Source organism: Roseovarius autotrophicus, from assembly GCF_018069895.1.
GTDB classification, from domain to species: domain Bacteria; phylum Pseudomonadota; class Alphaproteobacteria; order Rhodobacterales; family Rhodobacteraceae; genus Roseovarius; species Roseovarius autotrophicus.
Window position 1 is genome coordinate 271,790 of record NZ_JAGQDH010000003.1, and the last position, 19,729, is coordinate 291,518.

A 19,729-nucleotide genomic window follows, 5' to 3' on the forward strand; every position below is an offset into this window, starting at 1 on the left:
ACCCATGACAAAGAAGAAAGACGTTCTGCTGAAAATCCGCGATCTCAGGATCGAGGGCTATTCCGACGAGACCTGGGTGCCGATCATCAAGGGGGTGGACCTCACGTTGCATCGGGGCGAGGTGATGGGCCTCATTGGCGAATCGGGTGCGGGCAAATCGACCATCGGCGCGGCGGCCATGGGCTATGCCCGCGACGGCACGCGCATTTCCAGCGGCTCGATCGAGTTCGACGGCATGGAACTGACCACCGCGTCGGAGGCCGACAGGCGCGCGCTGCGCGGTTCGCGCATCGCCTATGTGGCGCAGTCGGCGGCGGCCTCGTTCAATCCGGCGCACAAGATCATCGACCAGCATACCGAGGCGCCGCTGCAATACCGGTTGAAGAAGCGGCTTGAAGCACAGGAGGACGCGGTCGAGCTTTACCGGCGGCTGCGCCTGCCCAACCCCGAGGAAATCGGCTTTCGCTATCCGCACCAGGTTTCGGGCGGGCAGTTGCAGCGGGCGATGACGGCTATGGCGATGTCGTGTCGTCCTGATCTCATCATCTTCGACGAGCCGACGACCGCGCTCGACGTGACCACGCAGATCGAGGTTCTGGCCGCGATTCGCGACATTGTCGATCAGTTCAACACCGCCGCGATCTACATCACCCATGACCTTGCCGTGGTGGCGCAGATGGCCGATACGATCAAGGTGCTGCTCAAGGGCGAGGAGGTGGAGGAGGCCCCCACCAAGGAGATGCTCGACAATCCGCAGGAGGATTACACCAAGTCGCTCTGGGCCGTCCGCAGCTTTCAACGACCGCAGAAAGCGCGGCCCGAGGGCGCGGTGCCGCTCATCTCGGTCCGGCATGTCGATGCCGCCTATACGCGCGGTGAAAAGATACTCGACGATGTGAGTTTCGATATCCACGAAGGCATGACCGTGGCCGTGGTGGGCGAATCCGGTTCGGGCAAATCCACGACGGCGCGGGTGATCACCGGCCTCTTGCCGCCGATGAAGGGCGAGGTTCGGTTCAAGGGGGAACCCTTCCCGCCAAGCTACAAGGACCGCACCAAGGACCAGTTGCGCCAGTGCCAGATGATCTATCAGATGGCTGATACCGCGCTCAATCCCAAGCTGCGGATATCAGAGCTGATCGGCCGACCGGCACAGTTCTATGGGGGCTTGAAAGGCGTGGCGCTCAAGAACCGGGTGGACGCGCTCCTCGACATGATCGAGCTTGAGCCGTCGCAATATTACAACCGCTATCCGACCGAGCTATCGGGCGGGCAGAAACAGCGGATCGGCATTGCCCGCGCGCTTGCCGCCGAACCCAGCTTCATCATCTGCGACGAGGTGACATCGGCGCTCGATCAGCTTGTGGCCGAGGGCATCCTGCGGCTGCTCGACCGGCTGCAGAAGGACTTGAACCTCGCCTATATGTTCATCACGCACGATCTGGCGACGGTGCGCTCCATCGCCGATGAGGTGGTGGTGATGCAGCATGGCAGGGTGGTCGAACAGGGGCCAAAGAACGAGATGTTCACGCCGCCCCACCATCCTTATACAGACCTTCTGCTGAGTTCGGTGCCGGAGATGGATCCAAACTGGCTCACCACCCTTCTGGAAGAACGCGGTGTGGACAATGTGGGCGATGCCGCCTCGGCGCGGATCGCCCATGATGATCCCAAGGTGACGGGGGCGGGCGTGTAACCCGCGGGCGCCCTCAGAGGATTGCCATCGCGGAAAGCACGAAGGTGGCGATGATCGCCGCATAGACGATCACCACGGCCTGCCAGGATGCCGAATGCATGCGCAGTTCGCGGTTCAGTTCGTCGCGGGTCATGTCGTGCCTCCTTGCCTGATGGGTCAAGCCGATCCTTCCCGCCACATAATCGATTTATTTGGCCGCGCAATGGCCGAAAACGCCTTTATTCATGCGTTTTCGGCATGGTGCTGCGGCGCGGCGTGCATGGCGTACAAAAACGGAATTTCAGCGACCGAAAGCGACGTCGCGCGCCCGCCATCCTCGGTCCTGTCGCGGGGATGGCGGGGAGGGGGTGATTATGCCGGTGCGCCCTGCAACGGCATCACTTCAAGCACGCCTTCGCGGCGCGCGCGGATCGCCTGCGCCGCCGCATGGGAGCCTGCGAGCGTGGTGAAATAGGGGATGCGATCATAAAGAGCGACCGAACGGATGTCGCGGCTGTCCTCGACCGCCTGCGCGCCCTCGGTGGTGTTCATCACCAGGACGATTTCGCCGTCCTTGAGCATGTCAACGATGTTGGGGCGGCCTTCATAGACCTTGTTGACAACCTCGCAGGCGATCCCCGCGTCCTTGAGGAAGGCCCCCGTGCCGCGCGTGGCGACGATCGCAAAACCGAGACCCGTCAGGATTTCCGCCGTGTCGATCAGTTGCGCCGTCTTGTCGCTGTCGCGCACCGAGACAAAGACCGTGCCGCCTTCGGGCAGGGTCACTCCCGCGCCCATCTGCGCCTTGAGGAAGGCGCGGGGGAAGGACACGTCCCAGCCCATCACCTCGCCGGTAGAGCGCATTTCCGGCCCGAGAATCGTATCGACGCCGGGGAAGCGCGCGAAAGGCAGCACCGCCTCCTTGACCGAGAACCAAGGCATGTCCGGATCCGCCAGCGTCATCTGGTCGGCCATGGGCAAGGTGCCGGGCCGCGTGTCGCGCGGATAGGGGCCGCGATGCGGAAAGGCGTCCAGGCTCTCGCCCGCCATCAGCCGCGCGGCGATGGAGGCAATGGCCGAATCGGTCGCCTTGGCCACGAAGGGCACGGTGCGGCTGGCGCGCGGGTTGACCTCTATGAGGTAGATATCGTCGCCCTTGACCGCAAATTGCACGTTCATCAGGCCGACGACATTGAGCGCGCGCGCCAGCGCCTCGGTCTGGCGGGTGATCTCGTCGATGATTTCGCGCGAAAGCGAATAGGGCGGCAGCGAACAGGCTGAATCGCCCGAATGCACGCCCGCTTCCTCGATGTGCTGCATGATGCCGGCCACATGCACGCGGCTGCCGTCGCAAAGCGCGTCTACGTCGCATTCGATGGCGCCCGAGAGGTAGCTGTCAAGCAACACCGGGCTGTCGCCTGAGACCACCACCGCCTCGGCGATGTAGCGTTCCAGATGGGCCATGTCGCGCACGATTTCCATGGCGCGCCCGCCCAGGACGTAAGACGGGCGGATAACCAGCGGAAAGCCGATATCCTCGGCAATGGCCAGTGCCTGCGCATCGGTGCTGGCGATGCCGTTATGCGGCTGTTTCAGCCCCAGGCGAGTGACCAGCGCCTGAAACCGCTCGCGATCTTCTGCCAGGTCAATGGCGTCGGGCGTGGTGCCGAGGATGGGGATGCCTTCGGCTTCGAGCGCGCGGGCGAGTTTGAGCGGCGTCTGCCCGCCGAATTGCACGATGACGCCGTGCAGCGTGCCGTTCTCCTGTTCCTTGGTCAGGATTTCCATCACATGCTCAAAGGTCAGCGGCTCGAAATAGAGGCGGTCCGACGTGTCATAGTCGGTCGAAACCGTCTCGGGGTTGCAGTTGATCATGATCGTTTCATAGCCTGCCTCCGACAGCGCGAAACAGGCGTGACAGCAGCAGTAATCGAACTCGATCCCCTGACCGATCCGGTTCGGCCCGCCGCCGAGGATGACCACCTTTTTCGCGCCCGAGGGCCGCGCCTCGCATTCCACCTCGCCCATCATCGGGGCCTCGTAGGTGGAATACATGTAAGGCGTCTGCGCCTCGAACTCGGCGGCGCAGGTGTCGATGCGCTTGAACACGGCGCGAACGCCCAGATTGGTGCGCGCGCGGCGTACCTGACCTTCGTCGCGGCCCGTGAGCGCGGCGAGCCGGGCATCGGTAAAGCCCATCATCTTGAGTTGCCGCAAGCCGTGTTCGGTCATCGGCAGGCCGTCGCGGCGGATCTGTTCCTCGGTCTCGACGATCTCGCGGATACGGGCGAGGAACCACGGATCATACGCCGTGGCGGCGTTGATCTCGTCATCCGAGAGGCCGTGGCGCATCGCCTGCGCGATGGTGCGCAGCCGGTCGGGCGTAGCGACCGAGAGCGCGCGGGTAATCGCGGCCTTCTCGGGCGCGCCATCAATCGCGATCTCGTCAAAGCCGGTGAGGCCGGTTTCCATCGACGCCAGAGCCTTTTGCAGGCTCTCGTGGATGGTGCGGCCAATCGCCATCGCCTCGCCCACCGATTTCATCGCGGTGGTCAGATGCGGCTTGGCGCCGGGGAATTTCTCGAAGGCAAAGCGCGGGATCTTGGTCACGACATAATCAATCGTCGGCTCGAAGCTGGCGGGCGTGACCTTGGTGATGTCATTGTCCAACTCGTCGAGCGTATAGCCCACGGCCAGCTTTGCCGCGATCTTGGCTATGGGAAAGCCGGTGGCTTTGCTTGCCAGCGCCGAGGAGCGTGATACGCGCGGGTTCATCTCGATCACCACCATGCGCCCGTCAGCCGGGTTCACCGCCCATTGCACGTTCGATCCGCCGGTCTCGACCCCGATCTCGCGCAGAACGGCAATCGAGCCATTGCGCATGATCTGGTATTCCTTGTCGGTCAGCGTCAGCGCCGGGGCCACGGTGATCGAATCGCCGGTATGCACGCCCATCGGGTCTACGTTTTCGATGGCACAGACGATGATCGCGTTGTCCGCGCGGTCGCGGACCACCTCCATCTCGAATTCCTTCCAGCCAAGCAGGCTCTCGTCGATCAGGATCTGGCTGACGGGCGAGGCATCAAGGCCGGTCTTGCAGAAATGGATGTAATCGTCGCGGTTATAGGCCACGCCGCCGCCGGTGCCGCCAAGGGTAAAGGCCGGGCGGATGATCGCGGGCAGGCCGACATAATCAATCGCCGCCATACATTCATCCATGTTGTTGGCGATGGTGGCCTTGGGATTCTCGATCCCCAGCCGGTCCATCGCCTCGCGAAAGAGCTTGCGGTCTTCGGCCATTTCAATGGCTTGCCGGTTGGCACCGATCAGTTCCACGCCGAATTTCTCCAGCACGCCCATATCGGCCACGGCAAGGGCGGTGTTCAGCCCGGTTTGCCCGCCCATCGTGGGCAAGAGGGCGTCGGGGCGTTCCTTTTCGATGATGCGCGCGACCACTTCGGGGGTGATCGGCTCGATATAGGTGGCATCTGCCAGACCGGGATCGGTCATGATCGTTGCGGGGTTCGAATTGACGAGGATGACGCGATAGCCCTCCTCGCGCAATGCCTTGCATGCCTGAGCGCCGGAATAGTCGAACTCGCAGGCCTGTCCGATGATGATGGGCCCCGCGCCGATGATCATGATGGATGAGATATCGGTTCTTTTCGGCATGTCGGTCCCCTGACGTCTGGCAGCCGGCGCCGACCAGAGGGGCCGCGCGCCCAAATTCTCGCGGGTTATAGCGGTCACCCGGCGGGGCGCAAGGGTGATCGCAAATCCGCGACGATGCGGCGTTTTTCGGGGTGCGGAGGCGTCGTGAGGGCTCTACATGTGCCTCGGTCACGCCATGGGAGACAGAGTGCAGATTCGTTTCGATCACGGGCCGGAGGGGGTGGCGGCGCTGTTTCAGGGCGCGGCGCGGCTGATCGTGGCTCATGAGGCGGCAGAGGTTGCACCCGCGCTGGCCGCACTCGATGCGGCGCGGGCTGATGGCGCCTGGGTTGCGGGCTTTGCCAGCTACGAGATGGGGTTCGCGCTCGAGCCGCGCCTGTTGCCGCTTATGCCCACGCACCGCCGCCTGCCGCTTTTGCAATTCGGGGTCTACGAGGGACCGCGCGTGGCGGCGGCACTGGCCGCCGGTCCCGCCACACTTGGCCCGGTCGTGCCGGAATGGAACGCCGCACGCTATGCGCACGCCTTCGCGCGGGTTCATGCGCTGATCGGCGCGGGCGACATCTATCAGGCGAACCTGACCTTTCCGTTGTCGCTGCAGGCGTCGGGCACGCCCGAGGCGCTCCATGCCGCTCTCGCCGCGGTGCAGCCGGTGCGCCATGGCGCGCTTGTGACGGCCCCCGGCCTGCCTGCGATCCTGTCGCGCTCTCCCGAGCTATTCTTTCGCACCGATGCCGAGGACGGGATCGAGACGCGCCCGATGAAGGGCACGCAACCAAGAAGCGATGACACCGCCGAGGATGCGCGGCGGCGCTTTTTCCTGCAATCAGACGAAAAGAACCGGGCCGAGAACCTGATGATCGTGGACCTTTTGCGCAACGATATCAGCCGGGTGAGCGTGCCGGGATCGGTGCGCGTGCCCGAGCTTTTTACCGTCGAGAGCTACGAGACGGTGCATCAGATGACCTCGCGCATCACCGCGCGGCTCATGCCCGGCGCGGGACTGGCCGCGATCCTTGCGGCGCTTTTCCCCTGTGGCTCGATCACCGGCGCGCCGAAGATCCGGGCGATGGAGATACTGGCCGGGACCGAGCGCCGTGCCCGCGAGATCTATTGCGGCACAATCGGCTGGGCCGCTCCGGACGGGCGGGCCGAGTTCAGCGTGGCCATCCGCACTCTGATGCTGGAGGGGCGGCAGGCGCGGCTCGATGTGGGCGGCGGCGTGGTTCATGACAGCACGGCCGAGGGCGAATACGAGGAGGCGCTGTGGAAGGCGCGGTTTGCGCGGCTCACCCGGACAACTGCGTGACCGGCCTTTCTGCCACTCGCGGGCCGCTCTCGCAGGGGGGGGCCGGACGGGGCGCGACACGCCTATTGTCTATTCGGCGGCCCGGTGCAGACCGCCCGCATCCTCGCGGTAGAGATAGTCGCGCGTGAGCGGCACCGCGTCCTGTTTCGGTGTCAACTGGAACTGGAACACCACCTGATTGTTGAGCCGGAAGGTCAACTCGCTCGCGACCAGGTAATAACGCCACATCCGGCAGAAACGGTCATCATAAAGCGCGCGGGCCTTGTCGATGCTGGCCTCGAACCGGCGGCGCCACTCGCGCAGCGTTTCGGCGTAATGCAGCCGCCAGACCTCGACATCGGTGGTCACGAGGTCATGCCGTTCCACCGCCGCCACCGTCTCGGACATGGCCGGGCAATAGCCGCCGGGGAAGATGTATTTGAGGATCCACGGGCTTGTCGCGCCCGGCGGCCCGGCGCGTCCGATCGTGTGGATGAGCGCGATGCCCTCATTGCCCAGCAGCCGTCGCACCGTGGCGAAATACTGGTCGTAATGCGGCACCCCCACATGTTCGAACATGCCCACAGACACGATCCGGTCGAACTTCCCCAGCACGTCGCGGTAGTCCATCAACTCGAACCGTGCCCTGTCCGACAGCCCCGCCTTTTCCGCGCGCATGTTGGCCATGGCGTGCTGTTCGCGCGAGAGCGTGACGCCCGTGACATCGGCACCGAAATCCCGCGCAAGCATCAGCCCCATGCCGCCCCAGCCGCAGCCGATATCAAGCACGCGCATCCCCGGCTCGATCAGCAGCTTGCGCGCGATATGCTGCTTCTTGGCCGCCTGTGCCTTTTCCAGCGTCATGTCGGGGCGCGCGAAATAAGCGCAGGAATATTGCCGGTCCTCGTCGAGGAAGAGATCGTAGAGCTCGCCCGAAAGGTCATAGTGATGGGCGACATTCGCTCGTGCGCGCGGCACGGGGTTGAACTGATCCCACCGCCGTTTGAGCCAGCGCAGCGCCTCGAGCGGACGGCGAAAGGCGGGTTGACCCTGCGCCGCGATATTGGCCATGGCAAGGCTGAGAAAGCCGTAAAGATCGTCGCCCTCGATGGTGAATGTGCCGTCCATGTATCCTTCGCCCACGCCCATGTCGGGCGACAGCACGATCCGGCGCGGCAGGCTCGGGTCGGTTATCGTCACGGAGATTTCCGGGCCCTGTCCGGGGCCGTAGCTGCGCCGCGTCCCGTCAGGAAATGTCACTTGAAGCCGCCCCTGGCGGAAAAAATGGCGCAACAGCCTGTCAAGCGCACTGGTCCACATCGCACACCTCCAATCCTGCGCCCTCTGGCGCTTCTCATCGGCGTTCTGACTCTGTCCCTCGCGTCCGATCTTGCCGGGCGCGTTGTTTGCTGCCCGACATCTTAACGAAATTGTCTTTTCTGTAAATGCTGTCGGGCCCGCGCCGCCCCGACCGGCCTTGACTTTGCCGCCCGGCCCATGTGTATCGGCCCGAACCCGAGACAAACCCGAACCGCGCCGTTCCCGGCCCCGGAGAGCCAAAATGCACGCATATCGCAGCCATTCCTGCGCCGATCTGAGAAAAACCCATGTCGGAGAGACCGTCCGCCTTGCCGGCTGGGTCCACCGTATCCGCGATCACGGCGGGGTGCTGTTCATCGACCTGCGCGATCACTATGGCGTGACACAGGTGCTGTGCGACCCTGACAGCCCGGCTTTTGCCGCCGCCGAGGCCCTGCGCGCCGAATATTGCGTGCGCATCGACGGCACGGTGAAGGCGCGCGACGCCAGCCTTGTGAACCCCAAGATCCCCACCGGCGAGATTGAGGTCTATATCCGCGGCGTGGAGGTGCTTGGTGCGGCGGCCGAGTTGCCGCTTCAGGTGTTTGGCGATCAGGAATACCCCGAGGAAACGCGCCTGCGTTACCGTTACCTCGACCTGCGCCGTGAGGTGATGCAGCGCAACATGGTGCTGCGCTCGGATGTGGTGGCCTCGGTTCGCAAGCGCATGTGGGACAAGGGGTTTCGGGAGTTCCAGACGCCGATCATCACCGCCAGCAGCCCCGAGGGCGCGCGCGATTTTCTCGTGCCCTCGCGCCTCCATCCGGGCAAGTTCTACGCCCTGCCGCAGGCCCCCCAGCAATTCAAGCAGTTGATCATGGTCTCGGGCTTCGACAAGTATTTCCAGATCGCCCCCTGTTTCCGCGACGAAGACCCGCGCGCCGACCGCTCGCCCACCGATTTCTATCAGCTCGACATGGAAATGAGCTTTGTCGAGCAGCAGGACGTGTTCGACACCGTGGCCCCGGTGATCGCGGGGGTGTTCGAGGAATTCGGCGGCGGCAAGGTGGTTGATGCGCCCGAAACCTGGCCGCAGATCCCCTATGCCGAGGCGCTGTTGAAATACGGCACCGACAAGCCCGACCTGCGCAATCCGATTGAAATGCAGGACGTGTCCGAGCATTTCCGGGGCAGCGGGTTTGCGATCTTCGCCAAGCTGCTGGAACAGGACGGCACCGAGGTGCGCGCCATTCCCGCGCCCACGGGTGGCAGCCGCAAGTTCTGCGACCGCATGAACGCCTTTGCCCAGAAAGAGGGGCTGCCGGGGATGGGGTATATCTTCTGGCGGGAGGCCGATGGCGCGTTGGAAGCCGCAGGCCCCCTCGCCAAGAATATCGGCCCCGAGCGGACCGAGGCGATCCGCCAGCAGCTTGGCCTTGGCGTGGGCGATGCGGCCTTCTTCTTGGGTGGCAAGCCAAGCGCGTTCGAGCGGGTGGCGGCCAAGGCGCGCACGGTGATTGGCGAGGAGTTGGGCCTGACGGATGAGAACCGCTTTGCCTTTGCCTGGATCGTCGATTTCCCGATGTATGAGGCCGATGAGGAGAGCGGCCGCGTGGATTTCTCGCACAATCCGTTTTCCATGCCACAGGGCGGGCGCGCGGCGCTCGACGGCGACCCTCTGGGCGTGCTGGGCTATCAGTATGACCTTGCCTGCAACGGCTATGAACTGGTCTCGGGCGCGATCCGCAACCATCGCCCCGAGATCATGTTCAAGGCGTTTGAATTGGCGGGCTATGGCGAGGAAGAGGTGCGCAAGCGCTTTGGCGGCATGGTCGGCGCCTTCCAGTATGGCGCGCCGCCCCATGGTGGCTGTGCGGCGGGGATCGACCGGATCGTGATGTTGCTCGCGGGCACGTCCAATATCCGCGAGGTCATCATGTTCCCGATGAACCAGCGCGCCGAGGATCTGATGATGAACGCGCCTTCCGATCCCACGTCCGAGCAACTCATGGAGCTTGGGCTGCGGGTGCTGCCCCGCGAGTGAGCGCTCAGATCGCCACCGGTTCGGCCAGCCGCGCCTCTATCAGGCCCATGACATGCGCCAGCCCCGCCTCGGCCCCTTGGCCGGCCAGAGCGTTGGCGGCGCGCGCCAGCACGGGATCAAGTGCCGTCCGTGCCACGCCGGAGAGGAATTGCGCCGCATAGGCCATCACCGCCGCGTCGTGGCTGGTCGCCAGAAGATTGCGGATATGCTCCAGATCGTCGCGATAGGCGAGCGGATCGGGCGAAATCTGCGCCTCTGGCAGCGCGTATAGGCCCACCGGGCAGCGGTCAGGCGGCAGGTGGCGCAGCATCGCCTGCTGGAAATCCGCAAGCCCAGCCAGCGGCTTGCTCAGGAACCCGTCCGCGCCCGCGCGGCGCGCCGCACCCTCAAGTCCCGCATCGCCGCTCATTGCGAGGATCACCCCGATGCGCGGGTACGCGGCGTTCAGGGCCTCGATCAGATCGAGGCCCGAGCCATCCGGCAGCCCCGGATCGACGATCATCACCGAGGGGCGGTAGACCTGCAAATGCCGCCGCGCCGCGCGCAGGCTGTCTGCGCGGCGCAGGCGCGCGCCGCTGCGCAGGCACATCAGGCGCAGCATCTCGGAGGCAAAGCGGCTGTCCTCCACCAGAAGCACCGTCAGCCCGAGGAGGGGACGGGAGGGCGAGGCTGCGCGCGGGTGGACAAGCGTTTCAGGCTCGGTCATCGCGGGGCTCCTTCTTCACTTGGAATGCGCCCAGATTGCCGCGCCATGATGAACGCCCGGTTAATGGCTGGATGCGTCCCCCTGTCGCTTGCCTCGGTCCCGCATAGCCCCCATAACGTGCCCGAAACCGCAGGAAAGGACCGCCCCATGATCGGACGTCTCAACCATGTCGCCATCGCCGTGCCCGACCTGGAGGCCGCGAGCGCGCAGTATCGCGATGCGCTGGGCGCGCGGGTCGGCGCGCCACAGGACGAGCCCGATCATGGCGTGACCGTGGTTTTCATCGAGTTGCCCAATACCAAGATCGAACTGCTCTATCCCCTGGGCGAGGACAGCCCGATCAAGGGGTTTCTGGACAAGAACCCCTCGGGCGGCATTCACCATGTCTGCTATGAGGTCGAGGATATCCTTGCCGCGCGTGACCATCTCAAGGCCAGCGGCGCGCGGGTTCTTGGCGCGGGCGAGCCGAAGATCGGGGCCCATGGCAAGCCGGTGCTGTTCCTGCACCCCAAGGATTTCAACGGCTGCCTGGTGGAGCTGGAGCAGGTCTGATGGGCATCACCTCGGCCATCGTGCTCTATGTGGTGATCTGGTTCATGACCTTCTTTGTCGTGCTGCCGATCCGTATCCAGACGCAGGGCGATCTCGGGCAGATTGTGCCCGGCACGCAGGCAGGCGCGCCGGAGCATCATCATCTCAGGAAAAAGGCCTGGATCACCACCGGCATCGCTGCCGTTCTCTGGGCCATTGTGGCGTGGGTCATGTTCTCGGGGATGGTCACGATTCGCGATCTGGACATGTTCAACCGGATGGGGCCCGCCGCCGGATAGCGTGGTAGATATGGGTGAAGGTCGCGGCCCCCAGCACCGGGACAACCAGATTCACCATCGGCACCGAGAGCGGTATGGCCATGAGCACCCCCGCCGCCCAGATGGTCAGGCGGTGTTTGCGGCGCAGAAGCCGCGCCCCCTCGCGCCCCTCGCGGCGCATGGCGGCGAGCTGAAAATACTCCATCCCCAGCAGATAGCCGTTCAAACCCCAGAAGATGAAGAGCGCAAACGGCGTGAAGATCGCGTAGAGAATCAGCGCCAGTAGGTTCGCGCCGATAATGACACCAAGGAAATTCACCGTGTCCCTGAGCGCCTCGCCAAAGGGCACGGCGGGGGCGGGGGGCAGGCCGGGGTAGTGGCGATCCTCCACCGCCTGCGCCACTTCGTCGAGGAAAAGCGAGGTGATCGCCGAGGCGACCGGCACCAGCAGGAAGACCGAGAGCGCGATCATCAGGGCGAGGGAGCCGAAGCTGAGCAGATCGCCGACCCAGGTCACTTCGCCGAGGATCGGCAGCACGGTCGTGTCGCCAACCATTGTCTGGATCAGCCAGAGCACCAACGCGTAAACCGCCACCAGCAGCGCGAGTGTCAGTGCGACCCCCAGAAACAGCACCTTGCGAAAGCGCCGATCGCCGATCTGGCCGAGCGTCCTGAGAAAGGCCGAAAGGATCATCCCGCCATCCAGGTGATCACGGCCTCGGGGTTGGGTCGGGGGCGTTCGGGGGGGGCGGCGGTCTCGGTGCCGACATGGATGAAGCCGGCGATGGATTCGCTCGGTGCCAGTCCCAGCGCCGCCTCGGCAAAGCCCCGGTCATGGCTTGCCCAGCCCGTCAGCCAGTTCGCCCCCCAGCCTGCCGCCAGCGCCGCGCTCAGCAGGCCATAGGCCACGCAAGCGGCCGAATAAGTCTGTTCTATCAAGGGGATTTTCTCGGACGGCTTCGGCGCGGCGATCACCGCCACGGCAAGATGCGCGTCGGCGAATTGCGCCTGCTGCTTGGCGATATCCTCGGAGACGCGCCCCAGCCGCGCACCCGTCTCGGGCACCAGCGCTGCCAGCCGCAAGAGCGCGGCGCGCTCCAGCACGATCAGCCGCCACGGCTCCAGCTTGCCGTGGTCGGGCACGCGCAGCGCGGATATGAGAAGCGGCATGAGCGCCGTACGGTCTGGCACCGGCAGCCCGAGCGTCTTGGCCGGGCGCGAGCGGCGTGTTTGCAGAAATGTCAGCGCGGCGGGGTTGGGATCAGGCATCGGGTCTCTCGCATCTGTTGCGTCTCCCATGTCGGCAACCGCGCGCTCGGGGTCAAGCCCCGGTATGGATTACATCCACCAGCGCGGACGGTCGTGACGGGCAAGCCAGCCGCCGACGCTGAAATGGTCGCGCCGGATGAGCAGCACAAGCGCGATGAAGGCCCCCAGAACCGCGAGGTCGATGACCTGATTGCGGTTCACCGGAAAGCCGCGATCATTGAGTGCGAAGGGATCCAAAAATCCTTCCCACCGGCGGGTGATGGTGAAAAAATGCATCAAAAGCAAGCTGCCATAGCTGAAACAACGCAGCACCCCGAGCGCCGCGAGCACACAGAACGCGATCTGCACGCCGCCCATGGCGTAGACCTGGCCGAGGCTCACATCGACCCCGTCGATATGCCGCGCGAGGCTTTGGTATTGTTTTGGCGTGATGATCTTGTGTGCGGCCCAGAGGAAGATGAACCACGCCAGCCCCAGCCGCAGGATCAAGAGCGCCAGACCGTCGAGCCGGTCCTGCGGAGTAAGAAGAATGCGCCCGTCCATCGGCCTGCCCTTTCTTTCCTTGCCCGAACAATGCCTATCCGCGCCCTCACCCTGCGGCAAATCACAGCCCGGCGAGGGATGTGACAGGGGCGGACGGCCTTGCCCTTTTGACGCGCCGATTGTAGGCAGACAGAGGTTCATTTTCCGGGGGGTTCCGATGTCCGACGATCCCAAGACGCTTGTTTCGACCGAGTGGCTTGCCGCCCACCTGAAGGATCCCGATCTGCGGGTTCTCGATGGCACGACCTTTCTGCCCGGCTCGGGCCGCGATGCGCGGGCCGAATACGAGGCGGCGCATATTCCCGGCGCGCGATTCTTCGATATCGAAGATATCAGCGACGCGCGCTCGACCCTGCCGCACATGGTGCCGCCGGTCGAGAAATTCATGTCGCGCCTGCGCGCCATGGGTGTGGGCGACGGGCATCAGGTGGTGGTCTATGACACGCATGGCCTTTTCTCGGCGGCGCGCGTGTGGTGGCTTTTCCGGCTGATGGGGCAGGAGAACGTGGCCGTGCTCGACGGGGGCTTTCCGAAATGGCAGGCCGAGGGGCGCGAGATCGAGGACATGCCCCCGATCGTGCGCGACCGGCACATGACGGTGCGGCGGCAGAACCACCTGGTGCGCGACGTCACACAGGTCTCGGCGGCTGCCAAGCTGGGCGATCACGAGATCATCGACGCGCGCGCGCCCGCCCGCTTTCGTGGCGAGGAGCCCGAACCGCGGCCCGGCCTGCGCTCGGGCCATGTTCCGGGGGCGAAGAACGTGCCCTTCATGACCCTGCTCAACCCTGACAAGACGATGAAGGATGCGGACGGGCTGCGCGCGGCCTTTGCGGCGGCGGGGGTGGACCTGAGCAAGCCCGCGATTACCACCTGCGGCTCGGGGTTGACGGCGTCGGTCATCAACCTGGCGCTGGAGCGGATCGGCAAGACCGACCACGCGCTTTATGACGGATCATGGGCGGAATGGGGGGCCTTTCCCACCCTGCCCGTCGCCACTGGAGAGGCATGATGTTCGAGCAATTGAAGGAAAAACCCGCCGACAAGATTTTGGCATTGGGGCAAGCCTATCGCGAGGATCCGCGCGCGCAGAAGATCGACCTTGGCGTGGGCGTCTACAAGACCCCCGAGGGCGTGACACCGGTGATGCGCGCGGTCAAGGCCGCCGAGAAACAGCTCTGGGAGGTCGAGACCACCAAGGCCTATACCGCGCTTGCCGGCGATCCGGCCTTTGCCGATGCCATGATCGGGCTGGTTCTGGGCAAGGCGGTCACGCGCGATCAGGTCGCGGCGATTGCGACGCCGGGCGGCACGGGTGCTGTGCGGCAGGCGTTTGACCTTATCAAGATGGTCAATCCGGGCGCGCGCGTCTTTGTCTCTGATCCGACATGGCCCAACCACCTGAGCATTCTTGCGCATATGGGCATCGAGGTGGTGATGTATCGCTATTTCGACCCCGAGACCGTGGGTGTCGATTTCGCGGGGATGATGGCCGATCTTGAGGGCTTGCGCGCGGGTGATGTGGTGCTGCTGCATGGCTGCTGTCACAACCCGACGGGGGCCAATCTCAACCTGACCGAATGGCGCGCGGTGGTGGAGTTGCTCAATGCCAAGGGCGCGCTGCCGATGATCGACATCGCCTATCAGGGCTTTGGCGACGGATTGGACGAGGACGCGGCGGCGGTGCGATATGTGGCCGCGAATTGCCCCGAGGTGTTGATCGCCGCGAGCTGTTCCAAGAATTTCGGCATCTACCGAGAGCGCGCGGGCATCCTGATGGCCGTGGTGCAGGATCGGGGCCTTCACAAGGTCACGCAGGGCAATCTGGCCTATCTCAACCGTCAGAACTATTCCTTTCCGCCCGACCATGGCACGCGGCTGGTGAGCATGGTGCTGGGGGATGACGCCTTGCGCGCGGACTGGAAGGCCGAGCTTGAGGAGGTGCGGCTGGGGATGCTCAGGCTGCGCGAGCAACTGGCAAGCGAATTGCAGCGGCTTTCTGGCTCGGACCGCTTCGGATTCATCGCGCAGCATCGCGGCATGTTCTCGCGGCTGGGGGCGACGCCCGAACAGGTGGCGCGGATGCGCGAGGACCACGCGATCTACATGATCGGGGACAGCCGGATCAACATTGCCGGGCTGAATGCCGCGACCGTGCCGGTGCTGGCAAAAGCCATGATCGAGACCGGGGTGTGATGGCAAAGGGGCGGCTCGTTGGAGCCGCCCCTCTTCGTTTGGCTTATTGCGGCAGGATCACCGCGTCGATGACGTGGATTACGCCGTTGCTGGCCTCGATGTCGGCCTGAACCACATTGGCGCCGTTAACGGTGACACCCCCGGTCGTGCCGATGGTCACGTCACCACCCTGAACGGTCCCGGCGGTCATCCCGTCCGACAGATCGCCCGACATGACCATGCCCGGCACCACATGATAGGTGAGCACGGCGGTCAACTGGTCCTTGTTCTCGGGCTTGAGGAGGTTTTCAACCGTGCCCTCGGGCAGGGCGGCGAATGCCTCGTTGGTGGGGGCGAAAACTGTGAAGGGGCCATCTCCCTTGAGCGTATCGACAAGGCCCGCCGCCGTCACCGCGGCGACGAGGGTCGAGAAGCTGTCATTGCCCGCGGCAATATCGACGATGTCCTTCTTGTAGCCGTGCCCGTCGGCAAGCGCGGGGCCGGTCATCAGGGTGGCGGCGGCAAGTGCGAGGCAAGTTCTGCGAAGCATGGAATGTCTCCTTCGGTTAACCGTTTGGACGATACCGTTCGTGGTATCGCTGAAGCGGTTACGCCGGACGGGGCAAGGCGGTTCAGCGGGGATTCCCGCCGACGCCGCTTGACGGAACGGGGGTGCTCGCTAAGCCGTGACATTCTGAAATATCCAGTCACGATTTTGTGATATGGCGGCATTCCGCCCCTGTTTCACAGGCGTTTCAGGCGGGTTTCACCATGCTTTGGCAACTGGCGGGCGAATTGACCGGATGGCGCCAAATCCTGCAGATTCGTGTCTTGCCCGGTTGCGCTGAAAGGGGCAGGGTCGCCCCGAGAGATCCCGCGCGAGGGGCCGGGATCGAACGATCATTCGGAGAGTGCTTATGGGTTATGTCACGCAGATCCTCGAGGTTCTGGCGCTTGTGTTCGTGTTTCTTCTCGGGGCGGCGGCGCTGACCGTGCTGTTATTCTACATCATCGACCGGACGCAGACGGGCGACGCGATCCGGCGCAATTACCCGGTGATTGGGCGTTTCCGGGGGCTGTTCACCAAATTGGGAGAGTTCTTCCGGCAGTATTTCTTTGCCATGGACCGTGAGGAGATGCCGTTCAACCGGGCGCAGCGCGACTGGGTGAAGCACGCGACCAAGGGCAAAGGCAATACCATTGCCTTTGGCTCGACCCGCAATCTGGGTGTGCCCGGAACGCCGATCTTCGTGCCGGCCGTGTTTCCACCGCTCGACGATCAGTTCGCCGTGACCGCGCCGATGGAGATCGGGCCGGGGGCGGCGATCCCCTACAAGGCGAAATCGATCTTCAACATTTCCGGCATGAGCTACGGCGCGATTTCGCGTCCGGCCGTAGAGGCGCTCAGCCGGGGGGCGGCCAAGGCGGGGGTCTGGCTCAATACCGGCGAGGGGGGACTCAGCCCATATCACCTTATCGGCAATTGCGATATCGTCTATCAGATCGGCACGGCGAAATACGGGGTGCGTGATGCCGAGGGGCGGCTCTCGGACGAGAAGTTGCGCGAGGTCTCGGACCATCCCTGCGTCAAGATGTTCGAGATAAAGTTGGCGCAGGGCGCCAAGCCCGGCAAGGGCGGCATCCTGCCCGGTGCCAAGGTGGATGCCGAGGTGGCGCGCATCCGCGGTATTGCCGAGGGGCAGGACAGCATCTCGCCCAACCGGCACGCCGAGGTGGACGGTTTCGACGACCTCATCGACATGATCTGCCATATCCGTCAGGTGACGGGGCGGCCCGTGGGCTTCAAGACCGTGATCGGCTCTTCCGAGGCGTGGGAGCCGTTCTTTGAGCGCATCGTCGCGCGCGGGCCTGATTGTGCGCCCGATTTCATCGCCATCGACGGCGGCGAGGGTGGCACGGGGGCCGCGCCCATGCCGCTGATGGATCTGGTGGGGATGCCCCTTCGCGATGCGCTGCCGCGTATGGTCGATCTGCGTGATCGCCACGGCCTCAAGGAGCGTATCCGCATGGTGGCAAGCGGCAAGCTGATCAATCCCGGCGATGTGGCCTGGGCGATCTGCGCGGGGGCGGATTTCGTCGCCTCCGCGCGCGGATTCATGTTCGCGCTCGGCTGTATTCAGGCGCTCAAGTGCAATCGCAACACCTGTCCGACCGGGATCACGACCCACGATCCCTCGCTGCAACGCGGGCTGGTGGTCGAGGACAAGTACATGAAGGTTGCCAATTATGCACAATCCATCATCAAGGAGGTGGAGATGATCGCCCATTCCGTCGGCGTGACCGAGCCGCGTCTGATGCGGCGGCGGCATGTGCGGCTGGTGCAGGCGGATGGCACCTCGATTCCGTTCAACAAGATAAGGCCCAGCTATCAGCCGCCCGAGATCGTGACCTGAGGGGACTGGCCTGGGGCAAGAGACGGCCTATCTGCTGGTCAAACGGGAGGATGTCATGGCCCATCGTTGGACGAACCGGCTGAGGGCGGCGGATGTCACGCCCGAGGCGCTCTGGATCAACCGCCGTGCGGTGTTGGGCGGACTGGCGGCCTCGGGTCTTTTGGGCGCGCGCGGCGCGCGCGCGGAGACGCCGGAGCCGAACAGCTGGGAGGACATCACCCGCTACAATAACTATTACGAGTTTGGCACCGACAAGGGCGATCCGGCGCGCAACGCGCGGATGCTGACGACATCTCCGTGGTCCGTTCGGATCGACGGGCTGGTGGACCGGCCCGGCGACTATGATTTTGCCGACATCATGGCGCAGATGACCATCGAGGAGCGGATCTATCGGTTCCGCTGTGTCGAAGCCTGGTCGATGGTGGTGCCCTGGAACGGGTTCGAACTGGCAGACCTGCTGACCCTGGCCGGTGTGCAGGCGGGGGCGACCCATGTGGCGTTCGAGACGGTGCTGCGCCCCGAAGAGATGCCCGGCGTGCGCTTTCCGGTGCTTGACTGGCCCTATGTGGAGGGGCTGCTGCTGGATGAGGCGCTGCATCCGCTCACAATCATGGCCACGGGGATCTATGGCCGCGACCTGCCCAACCAGAACGGTGCACCGCTCAGGCTGGTGGTGCCCTGGAAATACGGGTTCAAGTCGATCAAGTCGGTTGTGCGGATCACGGTGACCGACAAGCAGCCGCCGACAAGCTGGAACAAGTCCAACCCGCGTGAATACGGCTTCTACAGCAATGTGAACCCGGAGGTGGATCACCCGCGCTGGTCGCAGGCCACCGAACGGCGCATCGGGGGCGGGCTGTTTTCGCGGCGCGAGCCCACGCTGATGTTCAACGGCTATGCCGAGGAGGTGGCGGGGCTATACGCGGGCATGGACCTCAAGACGTTTTTCTGAGGATGCGCGACCGGATCAACGCACTGGCGCGGCGTGTGCCGGTCTGGGTTATCTGGCTGGGCTGTGGCTGGGCGGCGCCGTGGCTTTTCTGGCAGGGCGCGACCGGCGGGCTGGGACCAGAGCCGATCAAGGCGCTGGAGCGCGAGCTGGGCGAGATCGCGCTGCAGTTGCTGATCATCGGGCTGTGCCTGACGCCGTTGCGCCGGTATCTGGGTGTGAACCTGATCCGCTTTCGCCGCGCCATCGGCCTTCTGGCGTTTTGCTATGTCTGTCTGCATCTGGCGGTGTGGCTGTTCCTGGATGTGCGCGATCCGGGCCGTATCTGGGCCGATATCGTCAAGCGGCCCTATGTGACCGTCGGGATAACGGCGTTTCTGCTGATGATTCCGCTGGCACTTAGCTCGAATGATCGGGCGGTTCGGCGGCTGGGCGCGTGCTGGCGGGTACTGCACCGGCTGACCTATGTGGTGGCGATTCTGGGGGCGGTTCATTTCATCTGGCTGTCGAAGGGCGTTCAGATCGAGCCGCTGGCCTATCTTGCGGTGATTCTGGGGCTGATGGCGCTGCGATTGCGGCCCGCGGGGCGACGGCGCGACGCCTGAGTCGGGGCGATTCCGGACATTTGGGAGGCCCTCTTGGGGACAAGTCTGTGGATAACACAAGATGTGGCCAGATTGGCCGTGGATGCTGCGAAACAAACTTGCGCAGGCTGCAGTCGTGGCGCCAAATTCTTGTCCTAAGCCCTTAATCTCCGGTGAAAATCCGCTTACATGCAGAAAAAGTGACGAAAGCGAAAAAAAGCTCTTGCGACTTTTGGGGGTCGCCCGTAAATACGCCTTCACCGGCGGCGCTGAGGCGCGGTTGGTTGGGTCTGGGGATTGTG

Annotated in this window: 17 protein-coding genes; 10 read left to right on the forward strand and 7 right to left on the reverse strand. The window is 64.4% G+C overall.

All coding sequences use genetic code 11. The annotated features are described in order from the left end of the window. The first annotated feature begins 4 nt into the window (after positions 1-4). A complete protein-coding gene (locus KAK09_RS05950) occupies positions 5-1,696 on the forward strand; it encodes an ABC transporter ATP-binding protein (RefSeq protein ID WP_210878003.1) in 1,692 nt (563 codons plus the stop codon). A gap of 351 nt (positions 1,697-2,047) precedes the next feature. On the opposite strand, the gene carB is transcribed toward KAK09_RS05950, so the two are convergent. After that, positions 2,048-5,347, reverse strand: coding sequence for a carbamoyl-phosphate synthase large subunit (gene carB / locus KAK09_RS05955; RefSeq protein WP_210878004.1), 3,300 nt, complete (start codon positions 5,345-5,347; stop codon positions 2,048-2,050). A gap of 187 nt (positions 5,348-5,534) precedes the next feature. Between carB and KAK09_RS05960 the strand changes: the two genes are divergently transcribed. Continuing rightward, complete coding sequence (locus KAK09_RS05960) at positions 5,535-6,656, forward strand: aminodeoxychorismate synthase component I (RefSeq protein ID WP_210878005.1); 1,122 nt, start codon at positions 5,535-5,537, stop codon at positions 6,654-6,656. A gap of 69 nt (positions 6,657-6,725) precedes the next feature. Here the strand turns inward: KAK09_RS05960 and KAK09_RS05965 are convergent, their stop codons facing one another. After that, positions 6,726-7,955, reverse strand: a complete 1,230-nt coding sequence (locus tag KAK09_RS05965) for an SAM-dependent methyltransferase (RefSeq protein WP_210878006.1) — start codon at positions 7,953-7,955, stop codon at positions 6,726-6,728. A gap of 241 nt (positions 7,956-8,196) precedes the next feature. On the opposite strand from KAK09_RS05965, the gene aspS reads away from it, so the two are divergent. Then, positions 8,197-9,978, forward strand: a complete 1,782-nt coding sequence (gene aspS, locus KAK09_RS05970) for an aspartate--tRNA ligase (protein ID WP_210878007.1) — start codon at positions 8,197-8,199, stop codon at positions 9,976-9,978. Positions 9,979-9,982: 4 nt separating this feature from the next. On the opposite strand, the gene KAK09_RS05975 is transcribed toward aspS, so the two are convergent. After that, the gene (locus KAK09_RS05975; RefSeq protein ID WP_210878008.1) at positions 9,983-10,684 is read right to left on the reverse strand and encodes a response regulator; all 702 of its coding nucleotides are present in this window, start codon (positions 10,682-10,684) and stop codon (positions 9,983-9,985) included. Positions 10,685-10,831: 147 nt separating this feature from the next. Between KAK09_RS05975 and mce the strand changes: the two genes are divergently transcribed. Together mce and KAK09_RS05985 are read left to right on the forward strand one after the other, a co-directional pair. Next, positions 10,832-11,236, forward strand: a complete 405-nt coding sequence (mce, locus tag KAK09_RS05980) for a methylmalonyl-CoA epimerase (RefSeq protein WP_210878009.1) — start codon at positions 10,832-10,834, stop codon at positions 11,234-11,236. After that, complete coding sequence (locus KAK09_RS05985; protein ID WP_210878010.1) at positions 11,236-11,514, forward strand: DUF1467 family protein; 279 nt, start codon at positions 11,236-11,238, stop codon at positions 11,512-11,514. Before mce ends, KAK09_RS05985 begins: the two co-directional genes overlap by 1 nt. Here the strand turns inward: KAK09_RS05985 and KAK09_RS05990 are convergent. From KAK09_RS05990 to KAK09_RS06000, 3 genes are all read right to left on the reverse strand, one after another. Then, positions 11,486-12,187: an EI24 domain-containing protein gene (locus KAK09_RS05990; protein WP_210878011.1), complete on the reverse strand. Its 702-nt coding sequence runs from the start codon at positions 12,185-12,187 to the stop codon at positions 11,486-11,488. The genes KAK09_RS05985 and KAK09_RS05990 overlap by 29 nt on opposite strands. Further along, complete coding sequence (locus tag KAK09_RS05995; RefSeq protein ID WP_210878012.1) at positions 12,184-12,762, reverse strand: nitroreductase family protein; 579 nt, start codon at positions 12,760-12,762, stop codon at positions 12,184-12,186. The genes KAK09_RS05990 and KAK09_RS05995 overlap by 4 nt, the downstream gene beginning before the upstream one ends. Positions 12,763-12,831: 69 nt before the next feature. After that, a complete protein-coding gene (locus KAK09_RS06000) occupies positions 12,832-13,305 on the reverse strand; it encodes a hypothetical protein (RefSeq protein ID WP_210878013.1) in 474 nt (157 codons plus the stop codon). A gap of 157 nt (positions 13,306-13,462) precedes the next feature. On the opposite strand from KAK09_RS06000, the gene sseA reads away from it, so the two are divergent. Beyond that, positions 13,463-14,317 carry a 3-mercaptopyruvate sulfurtransferase gene (sseA, locus tag KAK09_RS06005; protein WP_210878014.1) on the forward strand — a complete coding sequence of 285 codons (855 nt, stop codon included), beginning with the start codon at positions 13,463-13,465 and terminating at the stop codon, positions 14,315-14,317. Next, positions 14,317-15,501 carry an amino acid aminotransferase gene (locus tag KAK09_RS06010; RefSeq protein WP_210878015.1) on the forward strand — a complete coding sequence of 395 codons (1,185 nt, stop codon included), beginning with the start codon at positions 14,317-14,319 and terminating at the stop codon, positions 15,499-15,501. The genes sseA and KAK09_RS06010 overlap by 1 nt, the downstream gene beginning before the upstream one ends. Positions 15,502-15,544: 43 nt before the next feature. Here the strand turns inward: KAK09_RS06010 and KAK09_RS06015 are convergent, their stop codons facing one another. Continuing rightward, positions 15,545-16,030, reverse strand: a complete 486-nt coding sequence (locus KAK09_RS06015) for a fasciclin domain-containing protein (protein ID WP_210878016.1) — start codon at positions 16,028-16,030, stop codon at positions 15,545-15,547. 367 nt (positions 16,031-16,397) lie between these two features. Between KAK09_RS06015 and KAK09_RS06020 the strand changes: the two genes are divergently transcribed. The 3 genes from KAK09_RS06020 to msrQ are packed head-to-tail and all read left to right on the forward strand — an operon-like array spanning position 16,398 to position 19,448. Further along, entirely contained in the window at positions 16,398-17,894 is a 1,497-nt protein-coding gene (locus KAK09_RS06020; RefSeq protein WP_210878017.1) for an FMN-binding glutamate synthase family protein, read from the forward strand. A gap of 55 nt (positions 17,895-17,949) precedes the next feature. Continuing rightward, a complete protein-coding gene (gene msrP, locus KAK09_RS06025; RefSeq protein ID WP_210878018.1) occupies positions 17,950-18,846 on the forward strand; it encodes a protein-methionine-sulfoxide reductase catalytic subunit MsrP in 897 nt (298 codons plus the stop codon). Between the two features lie 2 nt (positions 18,847-18,848). Further along, positions 18,849-19,448, forward strand: a complete 600-nt coding sequence (gene msrQ, locus KAK09_RS06030) for a protein-methionine-sulfoxide reductase heme-binding subunit MsrQ (protein ID WP_210878019.1) — start codon at positions 18,849-18,851, stop codon at positions 19,446-19,448. Positions 19,449-19,729 lie beyond the last annotated feature (281 nt).

What these genes read in the sequence shown, in the direction of transcription:
- KAK09_RS05985 (WP_210878010.1), top strand. Translation starts at nt 11,236, where the DNA reads ATGGGCATCACCTCGGCCATCGTGCTCTATGTGGTGATCTGGTTCATG.
- KAK09_RS06000 (WP_210878013.1), bottom strand. Translation starts at nt 13,305, where the DNA reads ATGGACGGGCGCATTCTTCTTACTCCGCAGGACCGGCTCGACGGTCTG.
- KAK09_RS05965 (WP_210878006.1), bottom strand. Translation starts at nt 7,955, where the DNA reads ATGTGGACCAGTGCGCTTGACAGGCTGTTGCGCCATTTTTTCCGCCAG.
- KAK09_RS05995 (WP_210878012.1), bottom strand. Translation starts at nt 12,762, where the DNA reads ATGCCTGATCCCAACCCCGCCGCGCTGACATTTCTGCAAACACGCCGC.
- KAK09_RS06010 (WP_210878015.1), top strand. Translation starts at nt 14,317, where the DNA reads ATGTTCGAGCAATTGAAGGAAAAACCCGCCGACAAGATTTTGGCATTG.
- aspS (WP_210878007.1), top strand. Translation starts at nt 8,197, where the DNA reads ATGCACGCATATCGCAGCCATTCCTGCGCCGATCTGAGAAAAACCCAT.
- sseA (WP_210878014.1), top strand. Translation starts at nt 13,463, where the DNA reads ATGTCCGACGATCCCAAGACGCTTGTTTCGACCGAGTGGCTTGCCGCC.
- KAK09_RS06015 (WP_210878016.1), bottom strand. Translation starts at nt 16,030, where the DNA reads ATGCTTCGCAGAACTTGCCTCGCACTTGCCGCCGCCACCCTGATGACC.
- carB (WP_210878004.1), bottom strand. Translation starts at nt 5,347, where the DNA reads ATGCCGAAAAGAACCGATATCTCATCCATCATGATCATCGGCGCGGGG.
- KAK09_RS06020 (WP_210878017.1), top strand. Translation starts at nt 16,398, where the DNA reads ATGGGTTATGTCACGCAGATCCTCGAGGTTCTGGCGCTTGTGTTCGTG.
- KAK09_RS05975 (WP_210878008.1), bottom strand. Translation starts at nt 10,684, where the DNA reads ATGACCGAGCCTGAAACGCTTGTCCACCCGCGCGCAGCCTCGCCCTCC.
- mce (WP_210878009.1), top strand. Translation starts at nt 10,832, where the DNA reads ATGATCGGACGTCTCAACCATGTCGCCATCGCCGTGCCCGACCTGGAG.
- msrQ (WP_210878019.1), top strand. Translation starts at nt 18,849, where the DNA reads ATGCGCGACCGGATCAACGCACTGGCGCGGCGTGTGCCGGTCTGGGTT.
- KAK09_RS05950 (WP_210878003.1), top strand. Translation starts at nt 5, where the DNA reads ATGACAAAGAAGAAAGACGTTCTGCTGAAAATCCGCGATCTCAGGATC.
- msrP (WP_210878018.1), top strand. Translation starts at nt 17,950, where the DNA reads ATGGCCCATCGTTGGACGAACCGGCTGAGGGCGGCGGATGTCACGCCC.
- KAK09_RS05990 (WP_210878011.1), bottom strand. Translation starts at nt 12,187, where the DNA reads ATGATCCTTTCGGCCTTTCTCAGGACGCTCGGCCAGATCGGCGATCGG.